Origin of the sequence: Burkholderia sp. E168m15 (assembly GCF_016586105.1) — a bacterium.
GTDB classification, from domain to species: Bacteria; Pseudomonadota; Gammaproteobacteria; order Burkholderiales; family Burkholderiaceae; genus Burkholderia; species Burkholderia orbicola.
On the sequence record NZ_BCPO01000126.1, the window covers coordinates 38,747 to 59,900 of the forward strand.

The 21,154-nt window shown below is 66.2% G+C and carries 20 protein-coding genes and 1 riboswitch; of the genes, 13 read left to right on the forward strand and 7 right to left on the reverse strand.

Features of this window, described 5'->3' with window-relative positions:
• Positions 1-51: 51 nt before the first annotated feature.
• From JMF86_RS20180 to JMF86_RS20225, 10 genes are all read left to right on the forward strand, one after another.
• Positions 52-255, forward strand: a complete 204-nt coding sequence (locus JMF86_RS20180) for a cold-shock protein (RefSeq protein ID WP_006483056.1) — start codon at positions 52-54, stop codon at positions 253-255.
• A gap of 466 nt (positions 256-721) precedes the next feature.
• Positions 722-985, forward strand: a complete 264-nt coding sequence (gene infA, locus JMF86_RS20185) for a translation initiation factor IF-1 (RefSeq protein ID WP_006483034.1) — start codon at positions 722-724, stop codon at positions 983-985.
• A gap of 569 nt (positions 986-1,554) precedes the next feature.
• Positions 1,555-2,802 carry an alkaline phosphatase family protein gene (locus JMF86_RS20190; protein ID WP_011547640.1) on the forward strand — a complete coding sequence of 416 codons (1,248 nt, stop codon included), beginning with the start codon at positions 1,555-1,557 and terminating at the stop codon, positions 2,800-2,802.
• Complete coding sequence (locus tag JMF86_RS20195; protein WP_011547641.1) at positions 2,799-3,047, forward strand: hypothetical protein; 249 nt, start codon at positions 2,799-2,801, stop codon at positions 3,045-3,047. The genes JMF86_RS20190 and JMF86_RS20195 overlap by 4 nt, the downstream gene beginning before the upstream one ends.
• 449 nt (positions 3,048-3,496) lie before the next feature.
• Entirely contained in the window at positions 3,497-3,745 is a 249-nt protein-coding gene (locus tag JMF86_RS20200) for a hypothetical protein (RefSeq protein ID WP_006478971.1), read from the forward strand.
• Positions 3,746-3,956: 211 nt separating this feature from the next.
• On the forward strand, positions 3,957-4,256 hold the full coding sequence (locus JMF86_RS20205) for a hypothetical protein (protein ID WP_011547642.1): 300 nt from the start codon (positions 3,957-3,959) through the stop codon (positions 4,254-4,256).
• A gap of 167 nt (positions 4,257-4,423) precedes the next feature.
• Positions 4,424-5,068, forward strand: coding sequence for a DUF1326 domain-containing protein (locus JMF86_RS20210; protein ID WP_011694752.1), 645 nt, complete (start codon positions 4,424-4,426; stop codon positions 5,066-5,068).
• Positions 5,065-5,856 carry a DUF2182 domain-containing protein gene (locus JMF86_RS20215; RefSeq protein ID WP_011547644.1) on the forward strand — a complete coding sequence of 264 codons (792 nt, stop codon included), beginning with the start codon at positions 5,065-5,067 and terminating at the stop codon, positions 5,854-5,856. The genes JMF86_RS20210 and JMF86_RS20215 overlap by 4 nt, the downstream gene beginning before the upstream one ends.
• Positions 5,857-5,909: 53 nt before the next feature.
• Positions 5,910-6,257: a copper-binding protein gene (locus JMF86_RS20220; protein ID WP_011547645.1), complete on the forward strand. Its 348-nt coding sequence runs from the start codon at positions 5,910-5,912 to the stop codon at positions 6,255-6,257.
• Between the two features lie 264 nt (positions 6,258-6,521).
• A complete protein-coding gene (locus tag JMF86_RS20225) occupies positions 6,522-7,820 on the forward strand; it encodes a collagen-like triple helix repeat-containing protein (protein ID WP_201317118.1) in 1,299 nt (432 codons plus the stop codon).
• Positions 7,821-7,933: 113 nt separating this feature from the next.
• Here the strand turns inward: JMF86_RS20225 and JMF86_RS20230 are convergent, their stop codons facing one another.
• The gene (locus tag JMF86_RS20230) at positions 7,934-8,395 is read right to left on the reverse strand and encodes an Lrp/AsnC family transcriptional regulator (RefSeq protein ID WP_012339921.1); all 462 of its coding nucleotides are present in this window, start codon (positions 8,393-8,395) and stop codon (positions 7,934-7,936) included.
• A gap of 116 nt (positions 8,396-8,511) precedes the next feature.
• Here JMF86_RS20230 and JMF86_RS20235 point away from each other — a divergent pair, with 116 nt between their 5' ends.
• A complete protein-coding gene (locus tag JMF86_RS20235; RefSeq protein ID WP_011547648.1) occupies positions 8,512-9,144 on the forward strand; it encodes a LysE family translocator in 633 nt (210 codons plus the stop codon).
• 43 nt (positions 9,145-9,187) lie between these two features.
• On the opposite strand, the gene JMF86_RS20240 is transcribed toward JMF86_RS20235, so the two are convergent.
• From JMF86_RS20240 to JMF86_RS20260, 5 genes are all read right to left on the reverse strand, one after another.
• On the reverse strand, positions 9,188-11,116 hold the full coding sequence (locus JMF86_RS20240) for a TonB-dependent receptor domain-containing protein (protein WP_011547649.1): 1,929 nt from the start codon (positions 11,114-11,116) through the stop codon (positions 9,188-9,190).
• 215 nt (positions 11,117-11,331) lie between these two features.
• Positions 11,332-11,525: riboswitch (cobalamin riboswitch) on the reverse strand.
• A gap of 284 nt (positions 11,526-11,809) precedes the next feature.
• A complete protein-coding gene (locus tag JMF86_RS20245; protein ID WP_011547650.1) occupies positions 11,810-12,058 on the reverse strand; it encodes a hypothetical protein in 249 nt (82 codons plus the stop codon).
• Positions 12,059-12,173: 115 nt separating this feature from the next.
• On the reverse strand, positions 12,174-13,148 hold the full coding sequence (locus tag JMF86_RS20250) for a threo-3-hydroxy-L-aspartate ammonia-lyase (protein ID WP_011547651.1): 975 nt from the start codon (positions 13,146-13,148) through the stop codon (positions 12,174-12,176).
• A 66-nt stretch (positions 13,149-13,214) separates the two neighbouring features.
• Positions 13,215-13,853, reverse strand: a complete 639-nt coding sequence (locus JMF86_RS20255) for a transcriptional regulator (protein ID WP_011547652.1) — start codon at positions 13,851-13,853, stop codon at positions 13,215-13,217.
• Complete coding sequence (locus JMF86_RS20260; RefSeq protein WP_011694750.1) at positions 13,850-14,371, reverse strand: YbaK/prolyl-tRNA synthetase associated domain-containing protein; 522 nt, start codon at positions 14,369-14,371, stop codon at positions 13,850-13,852. Before JMF86_RS20260 ends, JMF86_RS20255 begins: the two co-directional genes overlap by 4 nt.
• A gap of 397 nt (positions 14,372-14,768) precedes the next feature.
• Here JMF86_RS20260 and JMF86_RS20265 point away from each other — a divergent pair, with 397 nt between their 5' ends.
• Together JMF86_RS20265 and JMF86_RS20270 are read left to right on the forward strand one after the other, a co-directional pair.
• Positions 14,769-16,352, forward strand: a complete 1,584-nt coding sequence (locus JMF86_RS20265; protein ID WP_011547654.1) for an isocitrate lyase — start codon at positions 14,769-14,771, stop codon at positions 16,350-16,352.
• Between the two features lie 609 nt (positions 16,353-16,961).
• Complete coding sequence (locus JMF86_RS20270; RefSeq protein WP_011547655.1) at positions 16,962-18,827, forward strand: phosphoenolpyruvate carboxykinase (GTP); 1,866 nt, start codon at positions 16,962-16,964, stop codon at positions 18,825-18,827.
• Between the two features lie 220 nt (positions 18,828-19,047).
• Here the strand turns inward: JMF86_RS20270 and JMF86_RS20275 are convergent, their stop codons facing one another.
• Positions 19,048-20,712, reverse strand: coding sequence for an acid phosphatase (locus tag JMF86_RS20275; protein ID WP_011547656.1), 1,665 nt, complete (start codon positions 20,710-20,712; stop codon positions 19,048-19,050).
• Between the last annotated feature and the right edge of the window lie 442 nt (positions 20,713-21,154).

The window sequence follows — 21,154 nt, forward strand, 5'->3', positions numbered from 1 at the left end:
TCTGTGCCCGTCGCGGGCGCATGTTCAATTATTTGTATTAAGGAAGTATTTGTGGATACCGGTACCGTCAAGTGGTTCAACGAAACCAAGGGCTTTGGTTTCATTTCCCCGGACAACGGCGGCGACGATCTGTTCGCCCATTTCTCGGAAATTCGCGGCACGGGCTTCAAGACCCTGGCCGAAGGCCAGAAGGTCAGCTTCGAAGTGAAGCGTGGCCCGAAGGGTCTGCAAGCGTCGAACATCACGCCGCAGTAAGCCGCATCGGCATCGGTCGCCAAGCGGCGGCCGCTGCCGGATGGAGTATCGCGCGGGGCGCCGCTTCACGGCGGCCGGCGCGTTCCGATGCGCACGACCGATGCATCGCGACATTCACGATGCATCGGTCGTGACGCCTCCCTCATCGCATGCCTGAACCGCATGCGACGCAACGCCCTCGTGACACGCACGTCGTTTCGCGAGCGCATCACCGCTTCAACGCATCAACCCGAGCAGACCGCCGCCATGCTTCAGCTGGCGCGGTCCCGACTTGCGCGGCGCTGCTGGCGCCGCAGCCACTGACCGCCCGAACGCCGCAACGCGCCGGGCTCCGATCGCAAGACAGGCCCGAGGCCCGTCTGAACGAACCGATCCCGGCTGCCTGCCGGCCGCCGTCCCGTTTGCGGGAGCCGGCGCCGGGCAGTCGCCGCGGCCGCGGTCAATCACCTTGTCTGGAGGAATTGGTTTGGCAAAAGAAGAACTGCTGGAACTGGACGGAATCGTCGACGAAGTGCTGCCGGACAGCAAATATCGTGTCACGCTGGAAAACGGCGTCGTGGTTGGCGCGTACGCGTCGGGCCGCATGCGCAAGAACCACATCCGCATTCTCGCGGGCGATCGCGTGACGCTGGAACTGTCGGTGTACGACCTCACCAAGGGCCGCATCAACTTCCGGCACAAGGACGCGAATTCCCCGCGTCCGCCGCGAAGCGGGCAGCCGCGCCGCTAAGCGGCCACGACCGGTGCGCCTCAGCGCGTACCGATCGACACCTGTCCGGCCCATGGCCGGACGAACCGATGAGCCGGCGCATGGTGTGTCGTTCATCGGTCGCCGGCGGCGCCATCGCGCCGCGGCGGCTTCTTCTGCTTCTCCCGCCTTTACCGGCGCCGCGCGGGTACCACGCTGAGGCGGCCGCGTCCTGCGAAAAATCCTCGATCACCATCGCGAAATACGACAGGCATTCCTGCGTCGGGTAGTGCCCGCAATTCGGTATCGTCACAAGCCGCGCGTTCGGATGTCATGCGCTCGCGGTTTTGCCGCAACTTGGCATTGGCCCAGCGCGCCGACAGGCCCCGTCACGAGCCGCACACGCGGCGAAGCGCATCGTCGTCCGCACCGGCCAGCGACTGAGCGCATGCGCTACGACGCCGTCAGCCTGCGGCTTTACGCACGAGCTGGCGCGGCCGTACACTCGTCGGCAATTCACGGCCCGTGCGTGGTTTTCAATCCATTCAGTGCTTTCAGCGGGCCAACGGTCGTGCCAGCCCGACGTTCGTCGCGCGACGCCAGGAGGCGCCATGAGTGCAGACGCAGCCCCCGCATCCTCGCCGGTTCAGGATCGCATCCAGCACGTGTTCGTGCTGATGCTCGAGAACCGTTCGTTCGATCACCTGTTCGCGCTGTCGGGCATCGCCGACATCGTCGCCGCGTCGCCCGGCAACAGCAACGCGTACGGCGGCACGGTCTATCCGTTCGGCGGCGGCGCGCCTGACCGGATGCCGACCGATCCGTGCCACGAATTCACCGACGTGCTCGAACAGCTCTGCGGCGCGGGCAGGCCGTTCGTGAAAGGGCAGCCCTATCCGAACATCGACAACTCGGGGTTCGTGTCGAACTACGCGACGTCGCATTCCGAGGGCGCACCGCCGCAGCCGGCCGACGCGGCCAAGATCATGCAGGGCGTTGATGCCGCGGCGCAAGTCCCGTCGTTGTACGCGCTCGCGAATGCGTTCGTGCTGTGCGACGCGTGGCATGCGTCGATGCCGGGGCCGACCTGGCCGAACCGCTTTTTCCTGCATGGCGCGTCGTCGGCCGGGCTCGACCATTCGCCGACCAAGGAGGAAATGGCCGGATGGGATACGCTCGACGGCTTCCACTATCCGAAGGGTTCGATCTTCGATTCGCTCGGCGACGACAACTGGCGCATCTACCAGGACCAGTCCGGCGACCCGCTCGGCCACGTGCCGCAGGTCGCATCGCTGAAGGGCATCAGCTTCTTCGACGTCGATGATCTCGCGCATTTCGAAGCCGATCTCGCGGCCGGCTACACCGCGCGCTACACGTTCATCGAGCCTGGTTATGGCGACATCGTGCACGGCACTTACCGGAACGGCAGCTCGCAGCACCCGATGGACGGGCTGGCCGGCGGCGACCAGCTTGCCGCGCGCGTGTACAACGCGATCCGCAACTCGCCGGTATGGAACAGCAGCCTGTTCGTGATCCTCTACGACGAGCACGGCGGCTTCTACGATTCGGTCAGGCCGGGCGTCGCGCCGCCGCCCAACGATGGCGCACCCGCGACGCTGAACGCGAGCGGCTTCGGCTTCGACGTGTACGGCGTGCGGGTGCCGGCGATCGTGATTTCGCCGTGGGTCGCGGCCGGGCAGGTCGATCACACGCCGTATGACCACGCGTCGGTGGCCGCGACGCTCGAGCGGCTGTTCGGCCTCGCACCGCTGACCGACCGCGATCGTCTCGCCAACGACCTGCTCGCGCTCGTCACGGCGACGTGCCGGACGGATTGTCCGCAAAGGATTGGAACATGAGTACCGCCCCGACTCCGGACCCGCGTGATGCGCTGCCCGTACGCGACGGCACGAGCCTGATCGCTTATCTGCACATCCTGAGGAAAGCGCATGCGGCGCTCGTCGGCCAGGACAGGGCGCATCAGCGCTTCAGCGAGATCGTCACACGCGGGCAGGCGCGGCAGTACATCGAGGAACTGATGCCGGTGCTGTTGCACAAGCGCGCCGAGCATCGGGCGCGCAAGCATGGCGGGAAGCATCGCTGAATGAAGGGGCGCCGTGCATGCCTGGCACGGATGGGGCGCGTCATGCCGCCCGCCGCACGCTGACTGCCGATACCACTGCGCCCGTCAATTGAACCGCCGCGCCGGCGAACATCGCCACGCGCAGGCCGACGGCGCGTGCGGCGATCAGCACCGACACCGACGTACCGCGCGGCGTGCTGCTTGCGCGGGCATGCCGGCACGTGTCGTGAGGCAACCGAGCGACGCGACGTATGCCGTGCGTGCGCGGCGATGTCGCGAATCCGCTCGCCGCTGTCGGGATCGACGATCAGTGCGATCGTGTCTTGTTTCGTCATGGTGGTCCGCGTTGCCGCTGCGAGATCGATGTCCTTTTACGCGTGCCGGTCGATCGGCTCGATACCGGATCGATTGCGTCACGCATCGCCATTGGCTTAAGATCGCCGGGAGATCATCCCACGCCTTCAGCGTCAATGAAAAAGAGCATAAGCCTGCGGGTCGCCGTCATCGCTTCGGCCGTTGCCGTGTACAGCGTCTACATGCACATCCAGCAACTGATCAGCGGCTGCATGTGGGTCAGGGGCCATCAGCGCTGCAGTTTCGAAAACAGTACGAATTTCCAGGGACTGATGGATCTGGACCTGATGATCACCTGTTGCTGGGTCGCCGCGGCGGTGGTCGGATGGATTTCCGTTGCGCAGGGCACGAAAAAGCCGGGTTGACGGCGTCACGCGCGTCCTCTTGGACGAGTACGACATGACCGCTCGATCAGGCTGACTCTGTCAATCCGTGACAACGCGCATTCGCTGAGGAGCGGAGACGATGCGCTCGATGCATTCGCGCCCGAATGCCCGACTTCGTTGCCGGCGGACGAGATGATGTTGATCTTCGGCGAGAGGCGTTGCATCGCGCGCCGCGCGAAGGGAGGTTCCCGTGCAATTTCCGACAGGATCGGTGGTCGCGCTCAGTTCGGCCGCGGCGACGATGTTCTCGATGGGCATGCTGTTTCTCGGCTACTGGGGGTTGCACGAGGCGCTGCCTTGGCGATTCGGCGACTACGTCGTGATCGTGCCGGCGCTGGCGGGGTTCGCATGCCTGGCCAGCGTGCCGTTTCTCGCGACGTCGCCGATGAAAACACCTGACGACGAATCGCGAATGTTCGTCGCACGGCGCGTGTTTCTGTGCGGTGCAGGCGCGGTGTGGTGTGCGATCGTCGCATCGCTGATCGTGTGAGAACACGCTGGCGGGACGGTTTCGGGAACAGCCCCGGGAACGCATCCCGAAACGTCTTACGTGAGGCCGCAACGCGCGGTTTTCACGCCGCCATTCCCGCTTTGCTTTCCCTCACCCCGTGCACTAGATTCGAAGCGTTCGTCCGTTTCAGCGCGCGAGGTGGAGCCATGACGCCGTGGGAAATTCAGGGAACCGAAATGATCAGCTGCAATTGCTCATACGGTTGCCCTTGTCAGTTCAATGCGCTGCCGACCAACGGCAACTGCGAAGCGATGGGGGCGATTTCGATCGACAGCGGCCACTACGGCGACGTGGTGCTCGACGGCGTCAGGATCGCGGTGGTGTTCCAGTGGCCGGGCGCCGTGCACGAAGGCAAGGGAAAGTGCCAGCCGATCGTCGACGAGCGTGCCAGTCCGGCGCAGCGCGATGCCGTGCTGAAGATCATGACCGGTCAGGACACCGATCCATTCGCGACGATGTTCTCGGTGTATGCGTCGACGCTCGAGCACGCGTTCGATCCGATCTTCACGAAGATCGATTTCGACGTCGATGTCGATGCGCGGCGCGGCCGGATTCACGTCGACGGTGTGTTCGATGCGGCCGGCGAACCCATCCGCAATCCGGTGACGGGGGCCGAGCATCGCGTGCGGATCGACCTGCCGCACGGTTTCGAATACGAGCTGGCCGAGATCGGTTCGGGCACGGGGCGCTCGCAGGGCAACATCGCGCTGAATCTCGACGGAACCTATGCGCAGTTCGCGCGGCTGCATCTGAACAATCACGGGCTGATCCGGCATCGCGCCGCGGCATGACGCCGTTCGACTCCTGGTTCGCGCGCGAGCGGGCCGTCACGCTGCTCGGCATGGCCGCGCTCGTGGGGCTGTGCTGGTTCTATCTGTGGACGGGTGCGGGAACTGGCATGTCGGCGCGGGAGATGACGACCGTCGCGCTGTTTCCGCATCGGCTGGCGGACGGCATGGGCAGCATGGACCCGTCTCTGCCGACCGTGATCGCGATGTGGTGGGTGATGATGATCGCGATGATGACGCCCGGCGCGGCGCCGCTCGTGATGCTGTACCGGCGCGTGCTGCGGCAGCACGGCGACGGGGCGGCGGGATCGGCGTTCACGTCGGTCGCGCTGCTGGCCGGCTATCTGACGACATGGCTGGCGTTCTCGATCGGCGCGGCGTTGCTTCAGGCGCTGCTGCAGCCGGCCGGGCTGATCTCCGCGATGATGCTGTGGTCGAAGAGTGCGCTTCTTTCCGCGATCGTGCTGGCGCTGGCCGGACTCTACCAATTCTCGCCGCTGAAACGTGCGTGCCTGCGGCAATGCCGTGCGCCGGCGGCATTCCTGGTCGCGCACTGGCGTCCGGGCGTTGCCGGCAGTTTCCTGCTGGGTGCGCGGCACGGCATGGTTTGCGTGGGCTGCTGCTGGTTGCTGATGGCGCTGCTGTTCGTCGGCGGCGTGATGAACGTCGTATGGATCGTCGCGTTGTCGCTGTTCGTGTTCGTGGAAAAGGTGCTGCCCGGCGGCGACCGTATCGGCCGTGTGCTGGGTGCCGTGCTGATCGCATGGGCCGGTGTGACGTTGATCGTGTGATGCGTAGCGCCGACTGGCGGGGGAAACGCGCCGGGCCCGACGGGAGACGCTCGATGAAAACCTGTTTTCACGCCGTCGTCGTGTCGTGCGCGACGGCGATCGTTGCGACGTCGACGCTCGCGAGTGGCGACATGTCCGGCATGAGGTCAGCCGACACGACCATGTCGGTGCCGGATACGAAGCTGACCGATGCCGAAGTCAAGGAAATCGACGCCGGCCGCCAGCTCGTGACGCTGAAGCACGGCGCCCTCGACAACATCGGAATGCCGCCGATGACGATGGCGTTCAAGGCCGGCGACGCGGCGATGATCCCGTCGCTGCATGTGGGCGACAGGGTCCGGGTTCGAGTGGAAAACGTCAACGGCACACTGACGATCGTGAAACTGGTGAAGCGACCGTGACGACTATGTGGCCCGTGTACGGATGGACGACGTCGGTTTTTCCTGGTTCGTGCTACGTAACGCAGGGCCGGTGTTACGTCGGCGTTATCGGAATGCCAGGGCGGACCGCGCCGCGAGGCACGATCCGCACGTGATGCGCCATGCCGCGCAGTGCGGCGCGGACGGCTATCGCAGGGTGATTGTGAAATTGTGAAGGAGGCCGTTGGAAATGGCACGGTAGATGCTTGTTGGGGTGATCGCGCTGAATAGCGAACGGGGGCTTCCATGCAAGATCACTTCATCAAGGCGAACGTTGCGTTCGCCGCCATTGCCGCGGCGTGCGCGCTCGCGGCATGCGGCGGCGGCGACATTACGGCACCGACGCTGGCCGGTAACAACATCGGGACGAGTACGAGCGGGACGAACGGGACCAGCGGTACTAGTGGCGCGAGTGGATCAAGTGGCACGAGTGGAAGCAGCGGCACGAGTGGATCAAGTGGCACGAGCGGTACCAGCGGAACTAGCGGAACTAGCGGAACTAGCGGAACTAGCGGAACTAGCGGAACTAGCGGAACTAGCGGAACTAGCGGAACTAGCGGAACTAGCGGAACTAGCGGAACTAGCGGAACTAGCGGAACTAGCGGAACCAGCGGAACCAGCGGAACCAGTGGCACGAGTGGAACCAGCGGCACAGGCGGCACGAGCGGAACCAGCGGCACACCCGGCACCAACGGCATCATCAGTTCCGTCGGCGCAGTCGTGCTGGCTGCGGGCGCGACGCTCGGCGACGTGACGCTGCCGGGCGTCGGCAAGGCGGTGACGGCCGGGCCGGCCGACACGGTCACCGGCGTCGGCACGATCATCCGCGATACGACGAACGCCGTGAGCAACGGTATCGGTCAGATCGGCTTTACGCCGAACCCGGTCGGCAGGACGGTAACGGGCCTTGGCACCCTCGTCGGCTCGACCAGCAACCCGGTCAACGGCCTCAGCGAAACGGTGAAGGCGCTCGGCTCTGGCCCGCTGTCACCGCTCGCGCCGATCACGACGCCCGTCGGTGGCCTGCTCGACACGGTGGCCGGCGGCCTGAAGTCGGGCGGCACCATGCTCGGCGCGACTCTCGCGTCGGCCCCGGTCCAGCAGGCGACGCAGGCGATCAGCACCGCGATCACGCCGCTCGTGACGACGGCGGGCCAGCTCACGCAGCAGGTCGGCACCGCAACCGGCCTCGGGCAGCCGGTCGCGGGCCTGCTCGGGCAGGTCGGCGGCGCGATCACGTCGGCCGGATGGAAGGTGACGTCCACGTCGCCGCAGCCGATCGTCGGCGCGGTCGGCGGCCTCGTTCGGGCAGTCGGCAACACGGTGACCAATGCGGGCGGTCTCGTGAACCCGAGCGGCCCGAACGGTGCGGTGCCGGTTGCCGGTCTGGTGACGAGCGTGGTCGGCGGCATCCCGGCGACCGTGCACGATGGCTCGGCGACCGGTACGAGCGGGGGCGGCTCGCCGCTGGGCGGTCTCGCCAATCCGCTTGCGCCGGTGACGTCGCTGGTGGGTGGCCTGCTCGGCGGTGCGGTCGGCAAATAGTCAGCCCGTACCGATCGTCATGCGAGGGGAACGCGATGCATGACGGGGGCCGGCGACCATCGGTCGTCGCCGGTTCGGCCGGTCGCGTGGGACGGTCCCGAAACCGCGGCCCGCTATCGACGCGTGTCGCCGGGCTTCGACGGCGGCCGCGCCATCCCGCGCGCCGGCAACGGCGTCGACATCACGATCGACGTGCGCGTTTCGCCGTACAGGTTGACCCGTTCGATCAGTTGTTCGAGATGGGCCATGCTGACGGCGACGAACCGCATCACGTACGAATCCGCGCCCGTCACGTGATGGCATTCGACGACTTCGGGAATCGTCTCCAGCAGCTTGAGGAACTTCGCTTTCGCCGGTTGCGGCACCGTGATGCCGATCAGCGCGCTCACTGGATAGCCGGCCGCGGACGGATTGATCCGGGCGGTGTAGCCGTCGATCACACCGGCCGCTTCAAGACGCTTCACGCGCTCCGTCACCGCCGGCACCGACAGGTGAACCTGGCGCGCGAGCTCCGTATAGCTGATGCGCCCGTTGTCCTGCAACAGCGCCAGCACCTTCCAGTCCAGATCGTCCATTGCGGTTGGAGTTTTTAAGGGAGAGTGGCCATTTTTCCTTAAAAACCGCATTCAGCGGGGGCCGGACTTTCCCTACGATGCCTGTTCGAGCCACTGGATGTTGCAAGGAGCAGGCGATGTTGTTCATCAAATCCGTCGTGATGGGGCTGTCGATCGCGGTGCCGGTCGGCCCGATCGGCATGCTGTGCATTCAGCGCAGCCTGAGCCGCGGCTTCCAGGCGGGCTTCGCGACGGGCATCGGCGCCGCGTGCGCCGATGCGATTTACGGCCTGCTCGGCGCGCTGGGTGTCGCGGGCATCGTCACCGCGTTCCCGATGCTGACCGTCGGCCTGAAAATCGGCGGCGGCGCGTTTCTCGTCTGGCTCGCATGGACCATCGCACGCCAGGCGCCGGCCGCGCCGGCGGGGCAACGCGACCTGCCGCGGTCGACCGTCCTGCGCGATTTCCTGACGACGTTCGGCCTCACGCTGTCGAACCCGATGACGATCGTGTCGTTCGTCGGGATCTTCGCGGCGCTCGGCCCGTTGCCGAGGGCGCGGGAAGGCGCGATGTGGGCGACCGTGGGGTGGATGGTGGCCGGCGTGTTCGTCGGTTCGGCCACGTGGTGGCTGTGCCTGAGCGGCGCGAGCGCCGCGCTGCGCACGAAGCTGTCGTTCGCGTTCATGCACGCGCTGTCGCGCGGGTCGGCGGCCGTCGTCGCGGTATTCGGCGCGATCCAGCTGGTCGCGGGCGTGCGCGGGTTGATCTAGGCGCGCGTGCCGGTGGGGTTCCTTGCGCCGATGTGCGTGGCCGTCAGAACGTATAGCTGACCTTGCCGAACGCGGTGCGCCCGAGCGTGTTGTAGCCGTACGCGGTCATGTATTGCCGGTCGAACAGGTTCGACAGCGACGCCGACACGGTCAGGTGTGCATTGATCCGGTACGACGCGCGCAGGCTCACCGTCAGGTACGACGCCAGGTACTGCCGGTTGGCCGGATCGTCGAACGTCGAGCCGCCGTACAGCAGCGACGCGCCCGTGCTCAGCGCGTGCAGCTTCAGTTCGTCCCACGTGTGGTCGACGTTCAGGCTGACCGTCTGGCGCGGCCGGCGGCTGAGCCAGGTCTGGTTGGTCTCGTCCTGCGGATTCAGGATGCCGACCGCGACGCTCACCGGCGTCGAACGGCCGATCGTCCCCTTGTACGACAGGTCGATGCCGCGAATGTGCGAACGGCCGATGTTCATCGGCGAGAACGTTGCCGGGTTGTACGCGATCAGGTTGCTGACGCGCGTGTCGTAGATCGCCGCGGTGAACGTGCCGTACGCCGTGTTCGCGTCGAGCGCGGCCTCGACCGACGTGCTGCGTTCCGGGCTGAGGTTCGGATTGCCGTAGCCGGGGTAGTACAGGTCGTTGAAGGTCGGCAGGCGGAACGCATTGCCGTACGACACCCGCGCCGTGTAGACCGGCGTGATCGCCCACGACAGCGCGGCGTTGCCGGTGTTCACCGCTTGCCCGGCGATGATCTCGTGACGGCCGGCCACGAACATCGTCACGCGGCCGAGCGTCGCCGACTGGTGCAGCGAGAACGCGGAATCGTTGCGCGTCGGCACGCCGCCGGGAATGTCGACCGGCAGGAACGCCTGCTCGCGCGTGAAGTCGTACGCGAGCTTCGATTCGCCCGACAGCGGCAGGCCGAACAGGTGAAACCCGTGCTCCTGATGGGTCAGCGACGTCGACGTGCTGATGCGCTGCGAATTGATCTGATCCGTCGCGAGGGCCGGGTTGTCCGCGTAGATGAACTGGCGGTCGTTCGCATAACCGAACGACTGGTCGAACTGCGTATCGGGCGTGATGTCGAGATGGAACGCGACGCCGGTCGTCAACTGGTGATCGAGCTCCCGATTCGCGTAGCCGCTGTTGTCGTAGGACAGATCGGAGCGGTGGTACAGCGCGAACGTCGAGATCGACCAGTTGTCGCGCGCATAGCCGAGCCGTGCGTCGAGGTCCTGCGCATGATACGGATTGCGGCCGTCTTCGTGGCCGTAGAAGAACGGCCGCGTCGCATCGATGCCGGCCGTGTTGTAGTCGTGCAGCCCGAGCGAGTAGGTGAGCCCGCCGAGCGCGGCCATCGGCCCCGTCGACGGCACCGTGCCCGACGTGCGGAACTGCGTGTCGAACGTCTTGTTCGAGCCGCCGCCGAACGACACGGTGGTCTGGTTCGGCTGGTGGGCGGCGCGGCGCGTGAAGAGTTGAACGACGCCCCCCATTGCGTTGTTGCCGAACGACGCGGCGGCCGGCCCGGAGATCACTTCGACGCGCTCGAACGCTTCGGTCGGCAGGTCGGCCCACGGCGCGATGCCGGTGGTCGGCGAGCCGATCCGGATGCCGTCGATGAACACGGCGACCTGGCTCGCCGACGAGCCGCGGATGCTGACCGACGCGGACGAGCCGGGCCCGCCGTTCTGCGCGACGGTCACGCCCGGCAGCGTCGCGAGCGCCTGCGTGATGCTAGGGTCGGCGGGCGACAGCCGGTCGAGATCCTCGCGCGTGAGCACCTGCGTCGACGCATAGCGGCGGTCGAACGATTCGGGCAGATGCCGCGTGTCGGTCACGCTGATCGTCGGCAGGTCCGCGCCTGACGCAGGCGCGGCGGGCTGCGCCTGCGCCATGTCGCCGGCCGCATGGGCGAGCGGGGAAAGCAGCGCGGTGGCGGCGGATGTGGCAAGCAGGTGACGAATATTCATGAGACAGCGGGACCAAGCGTGTGGCGTGTACGGCGATCGTGAGCCGAAGGCGGACGAGGAGCGCATGCCGACGGCGTGTCGGTGCGACGCTTCCGGTCGGGAAGCGGATTCGGGAACGATGGACATCTGACGGATCCTGAGGTCGGGTCGTCCATGCAACGGGCGGCCGCCGGGGGCGGCGCCTGGCGCATCGGGACACCCCGCCCGGTGCGGCTGCTGGACCTCGGGTCGATGGCAGGTCTCCTGGCTCGCGGGTCGTCGTCCGTGCGGGCCTTCCCGGTTTCCCAGTGGCATGCGGTGGCACGGATTCGCCGCTCACAGTTGCGGGGGCAGCCGCAGCTTCGAGGCGTTGCCTCACCTGCGTTCCCTTTTGATCCCGTCTCCGGGAACCATCAGCGCGCAAGGGTAATGGCGCGCCCTCCGGCGCGTCAATCGTGCGGCCGGGTGGGGATGCAAAAAAACGTCATTGTCCTGCGGCGGAGTGCCGGATTCGCTCGTGTTCTCCCGACGGTACCGCGTTTCACGTCTGATGAAATTGGCGGGGTCGAGCGCGTGACTTCGCGCCGGGCACGACTGGCTGATTGCTCAACCGGGGACGACCGACAGCGCGCGGCAGCGGCGCACCGACGATCTCCACGGCACCCGTGGTCCGTCGCTGCCGACGTTCCGAATGCCGATGGCCGGCGCGTATCGTTACATATGCGTGCCGCCGTGCGCGCGGCCGGCCGGGTCGCCCCCGCGATCGGGCGGCGTATTGTTCTGATCGATCTTCGCGAACACGAAGCCGGCGGGCGGCAACGCGGCGGGCGAACGGTGCATTGCTTGCCCGGCTGCAGGACGAGGCGCGGCGGCGGGAAAACCGGATGACGTCACGCCCGGTTGAGCGAACGCCGACAGGGAAGCGGCCGCCAGGGCGGCGGCGACGATCGCGTGCGTATTCATGGCGACTCCTTCACGACTGAATTCAGGACGACGTAATCAGTCTAGGGCGCGAAACTTAACGCGCCGTGAAGGGGCGGCGGCACGCATGACAGGATCTTCATGCGCGCCGCGACGGTCAGGCGGGCGCCGACACCAGCGCGCAGAAGTTCTCGAGATCGACGTTGCCGCCGCTGATCACCACGCCGACGCGCTTGCCCTGCAGCGCATCCTTCATCCGCCGCACGGCGGCGAACGACAGGCAGCCGGTCGGCTCGACGACGATCTTCATCCGTGTGGCGAAGAAACGCATGGACTCGATCAGTTCTGCGTCCGTCGCGGTCAGGATGTCGTCGACGTCGCGGCGCAGGATCGGGAACGTCAGGTTGCCGAGGTGCTGCGTCTGCGCGCCGTCGGCGATCGTGCGCGGTGTGTCGATATGCACGATCGTGCCGGACCGGAACGATTGCTGGGCGTCGTTGCCGGCTTCCGGCTCGACGCCGTACAGCTTCGCGTGCGGCGACAGCGCGCGCGTGGCGAGCGCGGTGCCCGACAGCAACCCGCCACCGCCGAGCGGCGTGAACACCGCGTCGAGCGGGCCGACTTCGTCGAACAGTTCCTTGGCCGCGGTGCCCTGGCCGGCGATCACGTCCGGGTGATCGTAGGGCGGGACCAGCGTGAGCCCATGCTTCTCCGCGAGATCGCGCCCGATCTGCTCGCGATCCTCGGTATAGCGGTCGTAGGTCACGACGTTGCCGCCGTAGCCGCGCGTCGCGGCCATCTTCGCGGCCGGCGCGTCCTGCGGCATCACGATCGTCGCGGGAATGCCGAGAATGCGCGCCGACAGCGCGACCGCCTGCGCATGGTTGCCCGACGAGAACGCGACGACGCCGTGGCGGCGCTGTTCCGCGTTGAAGCGCGACAGTGCGTTGAACGCGCCGCGGAACTTGAAGGCGCCCATGCGCTGCAGGTTCTCGCATTTGAAGAACACCTGCGCGCCGAGCGCGTCGTCGATCGTCCGCGACGTCATCACCGGCGTGCGGTGCGCGTGGCCTTCGAGCCGGGCCGCGGCGGCGACGACGTCGTCGTACGTAGGGAGAGTCGGAGAATTCATGGTCGCTCGAGAGTCGGAAAGGTCAGTCAACGGGAAACTCAAAACGGCAAAGCCGGGCGCGCGGCGTCACTTCGCGTCGTTGTAGACGGTCGCGCGCGACACGCCGAGATGCTGCGACACGATCTCCATCGCGCGGCGCACCTCGAGGAAGCCGTCGGCCTTCAGCGTCTGCATCAGTTCACGGCGCTGGTCGGTCTTCAGCTCGCGCGGCGTCGTCGCGAGGCGCGTCGCGAATGCGTCGATGCGCTGCCGGATCGCGTCCGCGCCGGCCGGGTCCAGCGTCTCGACGACGGTCTCGCCATCGGTGCGGCAGAACTGGTTCAGCATGCCCTGGAAGCCGCGGAACAGCGTGACGTCGGCGTTCAGGCACAGCGCGGCGACGTAGCGCCCGGTCGAATCCTTGATGCCGATCGACGTGCTTTTCGCGGTGCGGCCGTCGGCGAAGCGGTTCGGGTAGTTCGCGAGCACCTGCGGGAAATCGTCGTCGGCGATGCGGGCGAGGCCGAGTTCGGTCGCGGGATCGCCGACCGCGCGGCCGGACAGGTTGTTGTGGATCGCGAGGATCGCGTGCTCCGGCGTGCGGAGGTCGTGCACGACGACCTCGGTGAACGGCGCGAACATCTCGCCGAGTCCTTCGGCGATGCGCTGTACCTGTTCGATCAGCGACGCCTGCTCCGACGGCAGCGGTTTGCGGTTCGTGCTCATGCGTGGTCCTGGGGGGCGGGTGTGTCGGTCGTCTCGGGCCGCGTGATGTCGACCAGCAGCGGGCGCGCGATCCGGACATAGTCGGCCGCGTCGAGCACGACCGAGCGGTCGAGGCGGCCGGCGTTGAACGCGATCTCGGTGTTGCGCTCGACCAGCGCGGGATCGACCACGAGCGTCACGTTCGCATCGAATACGAACGGCGGCACGGCACCCATCACGCAGCGCGTGACGGCGGCCGCGACGTCAGGCGACGCGAGCGTCGCCTTGCGCCGGCCCACCGCATCGGCGACCTTGCGGAAGTCGATTTTCAGGTGCCCGGGAATCACCGCGAGCGCGGTGGTGTCGCCGCCATCCTTGAACGTGCAGAGCATTGCCTTCGCGCCCTGTTCGGGGCGGGTGCCGCGCAGTGCGGCGATCGCGTCGGATTTGCCTTCCGCCGGATGCTCGAGCACGCGGAAACGCGCGCCGGATGTATTCAGCAGTTCGCACAGCGTGTCGAAAACGGAAGAGTCGTTCATGTCGCTCCGGGCCGGCAGGCCAATGCGTCGATATACACGGATCAAATAATCGTCCAAGTATAGACGTTTTGTCCTAACTATGGGGAGTGGCCGTCGTTGCCCCGCCTTGTCGACGCATGCCCATTCTTCAGCAGCCGAAAGGGCATTTCATATTGCGGAAGTCGCGCGAAATTCCTGTCGTCACGTTTTACCGCCGCTTGAAACCGTGTTTTGCATCGCAAAAACACGTGACTATCTCATTGAAAAATAACGAAAATTTATATCTTATGTCTTATATAAGACTTGACCGAAATTTCGCTGGGCGGGATTACTATTGAGTCCATGCAGTTCGCTTCGTCACGCGCGGCGGGCACGCTGAAACCTTTACTCAAATGCGCTTCGTTCCCAGGAGATAGACATGTCCCAATATCAAGACGACATCAAGGCAGTGGCTGGCTTGAAGGAAAACCACGGCAGCGCGTGGAACGCCATCAGCCCCGAGTATGCGGCCCGCATGCGTGCCCAGAACAAGTTCAAGACCGGCCTGGACATCGCGAAGTACACCGCGAAGATCATGCGCGCCGACATGGCCGCGTACGATGCCGATCCGTCCAAGTACACGCAGTCGCTGGGTTGCTGGCACGGCTTCATCGGCCAGCAGAAGATGATTTCCATCAAGAAGCACTTCAACAGCACCGAACGTCGCTACCTGTACCTGTCGGGCTGGATGGTCGCCGCGCTGCGTTCGGAATTCGGCCCGCTGCCGGACCAGTCGATGCACGAAAAGACCTCGGTCAGCGCGCTGATCCGCGAGCTGTACACGTTCCTGCGCCAGGCTGACGCCCGTGAGCTGGGCGGCCTGTTCCGCGAGCTGGATGCCGCGAAGGACGCGACCGCCAAGGCCGCGATCCAGCAAAAGATCGACAACCACGTCACGCACGTCGTGCCGATCATCGCCGACATCGACGCCGGCTTCGGCAACGCGGAAGCGACCTACCTGCTGGCCAAGCAGTTCATCGAAGCGGGCGCGTGCTGCATCCAGATCGAAAACCAGGTGTCGGACGAGAAGCAGTGCGGCCACCAGGACGGCAAGGTCACGGTGCCGCACGAGGACTTCCTCGCGAAGATCCGCGCGATCCGCTACGCATTCCTGGAGCTGGGCGTGGACGACGGCATCATCGTCGCCCGTACCGATTCGCTGGGCGCTGGCCTGACCAAGCAGATCGCCGTGACGAACCAGCCGGGCGACCTGGGCGATCAATACAACGCGTTCCTCGATTGCGAAGAACTGTCGGCCGACCAACTGGGCAACGGTGACGTCGTCATCAAGCGCGACGGCAAGCTGCTGCGCCCGAAGCGCCTGCCGAGCAACCTGTTCCAGTTCCGCGCCGGCACGGGCGAAGCGCGTTGCGTGCTCGACTGCATCACGTCGCTGCAGAACGGCGCCGACCTGCTGTGGATCGAAACCGAAAAACCGCATATCGCACAGATCGGCGGCATGGTCAGCGAGATCCGCAAGGTGATCCCGAACGCGAAGCTGGTGTACAACAACAGCCCGTCGTTCAACTGGACGCTGAACTTCCGCCAGCAGGCGTACGACGCGATGAAGGCCGAAGGCAAGGACGTGTCGGCTTACGACCGTGCGCAGCTGATGAGCGTCGAATACGACGAAACCGAACTGGCCAAGCTCGCCGACGAGAAGATCCGTACGTTCCAGGCCGATGCATCGCGTGAAGCAGGCATCTTCCACCACCTGATCACGCTGCCGACGTACCACACGGCAGCGCTGTCGACCGACAACCTGGCCAAGGAATACTTCGGCGACCAGGGCATGCTCGGCTACGTGGCAGGCGTGCAGCGCAAGGAAATCCGCCAGGGCATCGCGTGCGTGAAGCACCAGAACATGTCGGGTTCGGACATCGGCGACGACCACAAGGAATACTTCAGCGGCGAAGCGGCGCTGAAGGCAGCGGGCAAGGACAACACGATGAATCAGTTCTGATCGTCGTCGGACCCGCAACACGACGCCAGCCCCGCGGGGCTGGCGTTTTTTTGTCTGCTCGAACCTGGCGCGTTATCCGCGCACGACTTTTACGACGTACGGGCATTCGGACAGGATGTTTGTGTACACAACCTAATTCAGGGTTTGCCTGAGTAGCGAAAACGCGAATTCGTGCGACCCGCGTTAGCGTTGTGCATACGGACGAGTGGCAGGTTGAAATTGCCGCTCGAGCGAAACCCTTGCGGGGCGGTCGTCGCGCTCGTTTCGTCCCCAAAGCGGGCACAACGTCGCCGTAAAACGCAGCTGTCTGCAACGCGCATGCCGGCGCGCAGTCACAGTTGTTTCTTGTTGCAACGCAACGCCCGCCCAATAACGGCGATGGTATGCTGGCCGGCATGGAGTTGTATGGCAGGTTGCTTGCATGGCGAAACTCGCGTTCGCACCCTCTAACGAGACTTCACCTTCTCTCGCACGCATCGCGGCATCGACGCGCGCTCCGCTCGCGCGTCCCGTCCTCGCGCCGCATCTTCCTGCGCTCCGCACGCATTCCCCATCTCGCGGGCTCGCCCCGCATCCCCATCCCCGCCCAATAAATCTGGAGACATCCCCATGTCGCAAAACACTTTGGCCGAAGCAACGCACGGCCCGCTGATTGCTCCGCCGGTTTTCGTCAAACATCGCAAGCTGATCGACTGGGTGTCGCGCATCGCGGCACTGACGGAGCCCGAGCGCGTCGTGTGGTGTGACGGTTCGCAGGAAGAATACGATGCGCTGTGCCAGGCGATGGTCGATCAGGGCACGCTGACGCGCCTGAATCCGGCGAAGCGCCCGAACTCGTATCTCGCGCAATCCGATCCGTCGGACGTCGCGCGCGTCGAGGATCGCACGTTCATCTGCGCGGCCTCGCGTGACGACGTCGGCCCGACCAACAACTGGATCGAACCGGCCGAAATGCGCGAGACGTTGAACGGGCTGTTCCGCGGCTCGATGCGCGGCCGCACGCTGTACGTCGTGCCGTTCTCGATGGGCCCGCTCGGCTCGCCGATCGCGCACGTCGGCGTCGAGTTGTCGGACAGCCCGTACGTCGCGGTGAACATGCGGATCATGACGCGCATGGGGCGCGACGTGTACGACGTGCTCGGCGAGGATGGCGACTTCGTGCCGTGCGTGCACAGCGTCGGCCATCCGCTCGAAGCCGGCCAGCAGGACGTGCCGTGGCCGTGCAATCCGGTCAAGTACATCGTGCACTTTCCGGAAACGCGCGAGATCTGGAGCTTCGGCTCGGGCTACGGCGGCAACGCGCTGCTCGGCAAGAAGTGCTTCGCACTGCGCATCGCGTCGACGATGGGCCGCGATCAGGGCTGGCTCGCCGAACACATGCTGATCCTCGGCGTGACGTCGCCGGCCGGCAAGAAGTATCACGTCGCGGCCGCGTTCCCGTCCGCGTGCGGCAAGACCAATTTCGCGATGCTGATTCCGCCGCAGGGCTTCGACGGCTGGAAGGTCACGACGATCGGCGACGACATCGCGTGGCTGAAGCCCGGCCGCGACGGCCGCCTGTATGCGATCAACCCGGAAGCCGGTTTCTTCGGCGTCGCGCCGGGCACGGGCGTGAAGACCAACCCGAACGCGATCGCCACGCTGAAGGAAAACGTGATCTTCACGAACGTCGCGCTGACGGAAGACGGCGACGTGTGGTGGGAAGGGCTGACCGACACGCCGCCCGCGAAGCTGACCGACTGGCAGGGCAATCCGTGGACGCCGGAGATCGGCAAGGAAACCGGCCGCAAGGCCGCGCACCCGAACTCGCGCTTCACCGCGCCGGCCGCGCAGTGCCCGTCGATCGACGACGACTGGGAAAACCCGGCCGGCGTGCCGATCGACGCGTTCATCTTCGGCGGCCGCCGCTCGACGACGGTGCCGCTCGTGACCGAGGCGCGCGACTGGGTCGAAGGCGTGTACATGGCAGCGACGATGGGCTCCGAGACGACCGCGGCAGCCGTCGGCCAGCAGGGCGTCGTGCGCCGCGATCCGTTCGCGATGCTGCCGTTCTGCGGCTACAACGTCAGCGATTATTTCGCGCACTGGCTCGACATCGGTAAGCAGCTCGAAGCCGCCGGCGCGAAGCTGCCGAAGATCTACTGCGTGAACTGGTTCCGCAAGGATGCGAACGGCAAGTTCGTGTGGCCGGGCTTCGGCGAGAACATGCGCGTGCTGAAGTGGATGCTCGATCGGCTGGAAGGTACGGGCGGCGGCGGCGAGCATGCGTTCGGCGTGTCGCCTGCGTATGAAGACCTGCACTGGGACGGCCTCGATTTCACGCGCGATCAGTTCGATGCGATGACGTCGATGAACGCCGACGAATGGCGCGAGGAGCTGAAGCTGCACGCGGCGTTGTTCGATACGTTGAAGCTGCGCCTGCCGGCTGAAATGACCGGCACGATGAAGAAGATCGAGCAGCGTATCGGCGGTTGACGGTACGCAGCGTCATCGTCTTTGGCGTCCCGTCGCCGCCATTGCTTGTCGGCGGCGGGACGTTTTCATTTGGGCGTCGCGCGCGCCGCTATTTACTCACTGAGCACCGCAATGCGCGACGCATAGCGCCGCGTAGCCTCGCCGGCCGTGAAACGAACGACGCCCCGAGCCATCGATCGCATGGCCCGGCGCGTCGTCGTTTCCCGCAGTCAACTGGTCGTCAGCCGAGCTCGAGCGCGTTCGTCAGGTCGCCCGGCGGCGTCTCGCCACGCGCGGCGAACGCGTTGTTGCGCAGCACCACGCCGTCGAGCGGCGCGAGGCCGTGCACGCGGCTGATGAAGCGCAGGATCGAGTTCGTGTCGTACAGCGTGTGATCGACGAAGCCCTTTTTCGCGAACGGCGAGATCACGAGTGCCGGAATCCGCGAGCCGGGGCCCCAGCGGTCGCCGACCGGCGGCGCGACGTGATCCCACCAGCCGCCGTTCTCGTCGTGGGTCATCACGATCACGGTGTTCTCCCATTGCGGCCCGCGCCGGATATGGTCGATCACGGTCGCGATGTGACGGTCGCCCGATTCGATGTCCGCATAACCCGCGTGCATGTTCAGGTTGCCCTGCGGCTTGTAGAACGTGACGGCCGGCAGGCGGCCCGCGTCGATGTCGGCGATGAAATGGTTGGTCGACGGCTCGTCGCCGAGCCCCGCGTCGCGCAGGTGCTTGCGGCGTGCTTCGGTGCCCGGCGCGTAGTTCACGAAGTAGTTGAACGGCTGGTGGTGGTACTGGAAATCGGGCACCGTGCCGGTGTCGCGATGCTCGAGCGCGTACTGCCACGCACCGCTGTACCACGCCCAGTCGATGTTCTTTTCCGACAGGCGGTCGCCGATCGTCGCGTAGCCCTGCGGCGGCATCACGCGATGGTCGGCCGGGTCCGCATACGCGGCGTTGCCCGGATCGGGCGGCGGCACGTAGCTCGGCTGGTACGGCGGCGCCATCGTGTTGACGCCGTAGCCGTCCGGCGTCAGCGGACCGTCGACCGCGAATTTCGGCGGGCCGTCCAGCGCGGACGCGGGCGAATCGTCGGCGAGCTTAAGGCGCGTGCCGGCCGGATCGTCGCCCTCGACCTTCGACAGCAGCTTCGCCGCATGCGGATGCTTGTGCGCGTCCGGATACAGCGGCGGCTGCGCGGAGATCAGGAACATGTGGTTCATCCACGAACCGCCGAAGGCCGCCATGAAGAAGTTGTCGCACAGCGTGTATTGCCGCGCGAGATTCCACAGCCGCAGCGTGTCGGCCGAATTGCGGTAATGGCCCATCACGAGGCCGCCCGAATCGGCCCATGCGGCGAACTGGTTGTTGCGGCCGCCCGCGATCTGCATCTGGTTCTGGTAGAAGCGGTGCCACAGGTCGCGCGTGATCACGCCGTTCGGCAGCGGCTGGCCCTGCGCGTCGGTAATCCGGAACGGCGCATTCGGCAGCTTGTCGATGTCGCGCTCGGCGATCGCGTAGCGCTTGCCGTCCACTTCCTGCGCCTGCGGCACGAGCCCGCCCCAGATCTTCGGCAGCACCGGCAGCGGCGTCTTGCCGTCGCGATCGAGCTGCTGCGCATGCTCGGGCCGCACTTCACTCAGCGGATGAAGCACGCCCGGGAAATCGCCGTACAGGTTCGCGAAGCTGCGGTTTTCCGCATAAATCACGACGATGTGGCGCACGCGCTGGCGCAACGCTTCGTCGATGCGCAGGTCGGCGGCCGAGCGCGGCGTGTTGCCCGCGGTGGTTTCGCAGCCGGCGAGCGCGACACCGGCACCGAGCGCGGCGAGGCCGCCGAGCACACGGCGGCGGTCGGGATCGGCGGGAAGGTCGTCGGGGCGATCGGGGGTGTCGTTCACGTCGTGAGCTCCTCGAATGGGCGGGTGGGCGTTGTCGTTCGATGCGCGCCGGCGCCGCGCGGGCGGCCGCGACGCAGGGCGGAATGCAACGGCCGGTATTGCGCGCGGCGGCGCGATGCGGCTGTCACGAAAATGTCATGAACGCGACTATAACGCGGCAAGGGGGGCGGATGAAAGCCGTTCGTCGGACGATTCGACGCTTGCACGGCGAGCGGTGCGCGACGCCCGCACGCGAACTAGACTGGAATCAGGGGTGGCGCGCGACGGCGTGCTGCCCGGGCGAGGATCGCCCCCGCGACGCCGGCCGACGGTGTTGCCGGGGCGGTATCGATGCGACGAACGACGCGAGACAGCGAGGCGACGATGGCGTGGATGCATGCCGTTTTCGGCTGGTCGCCGCGGCCGCAGCCGCGTACCCGTTGCGCGGGTTGCGCGCGCGTGC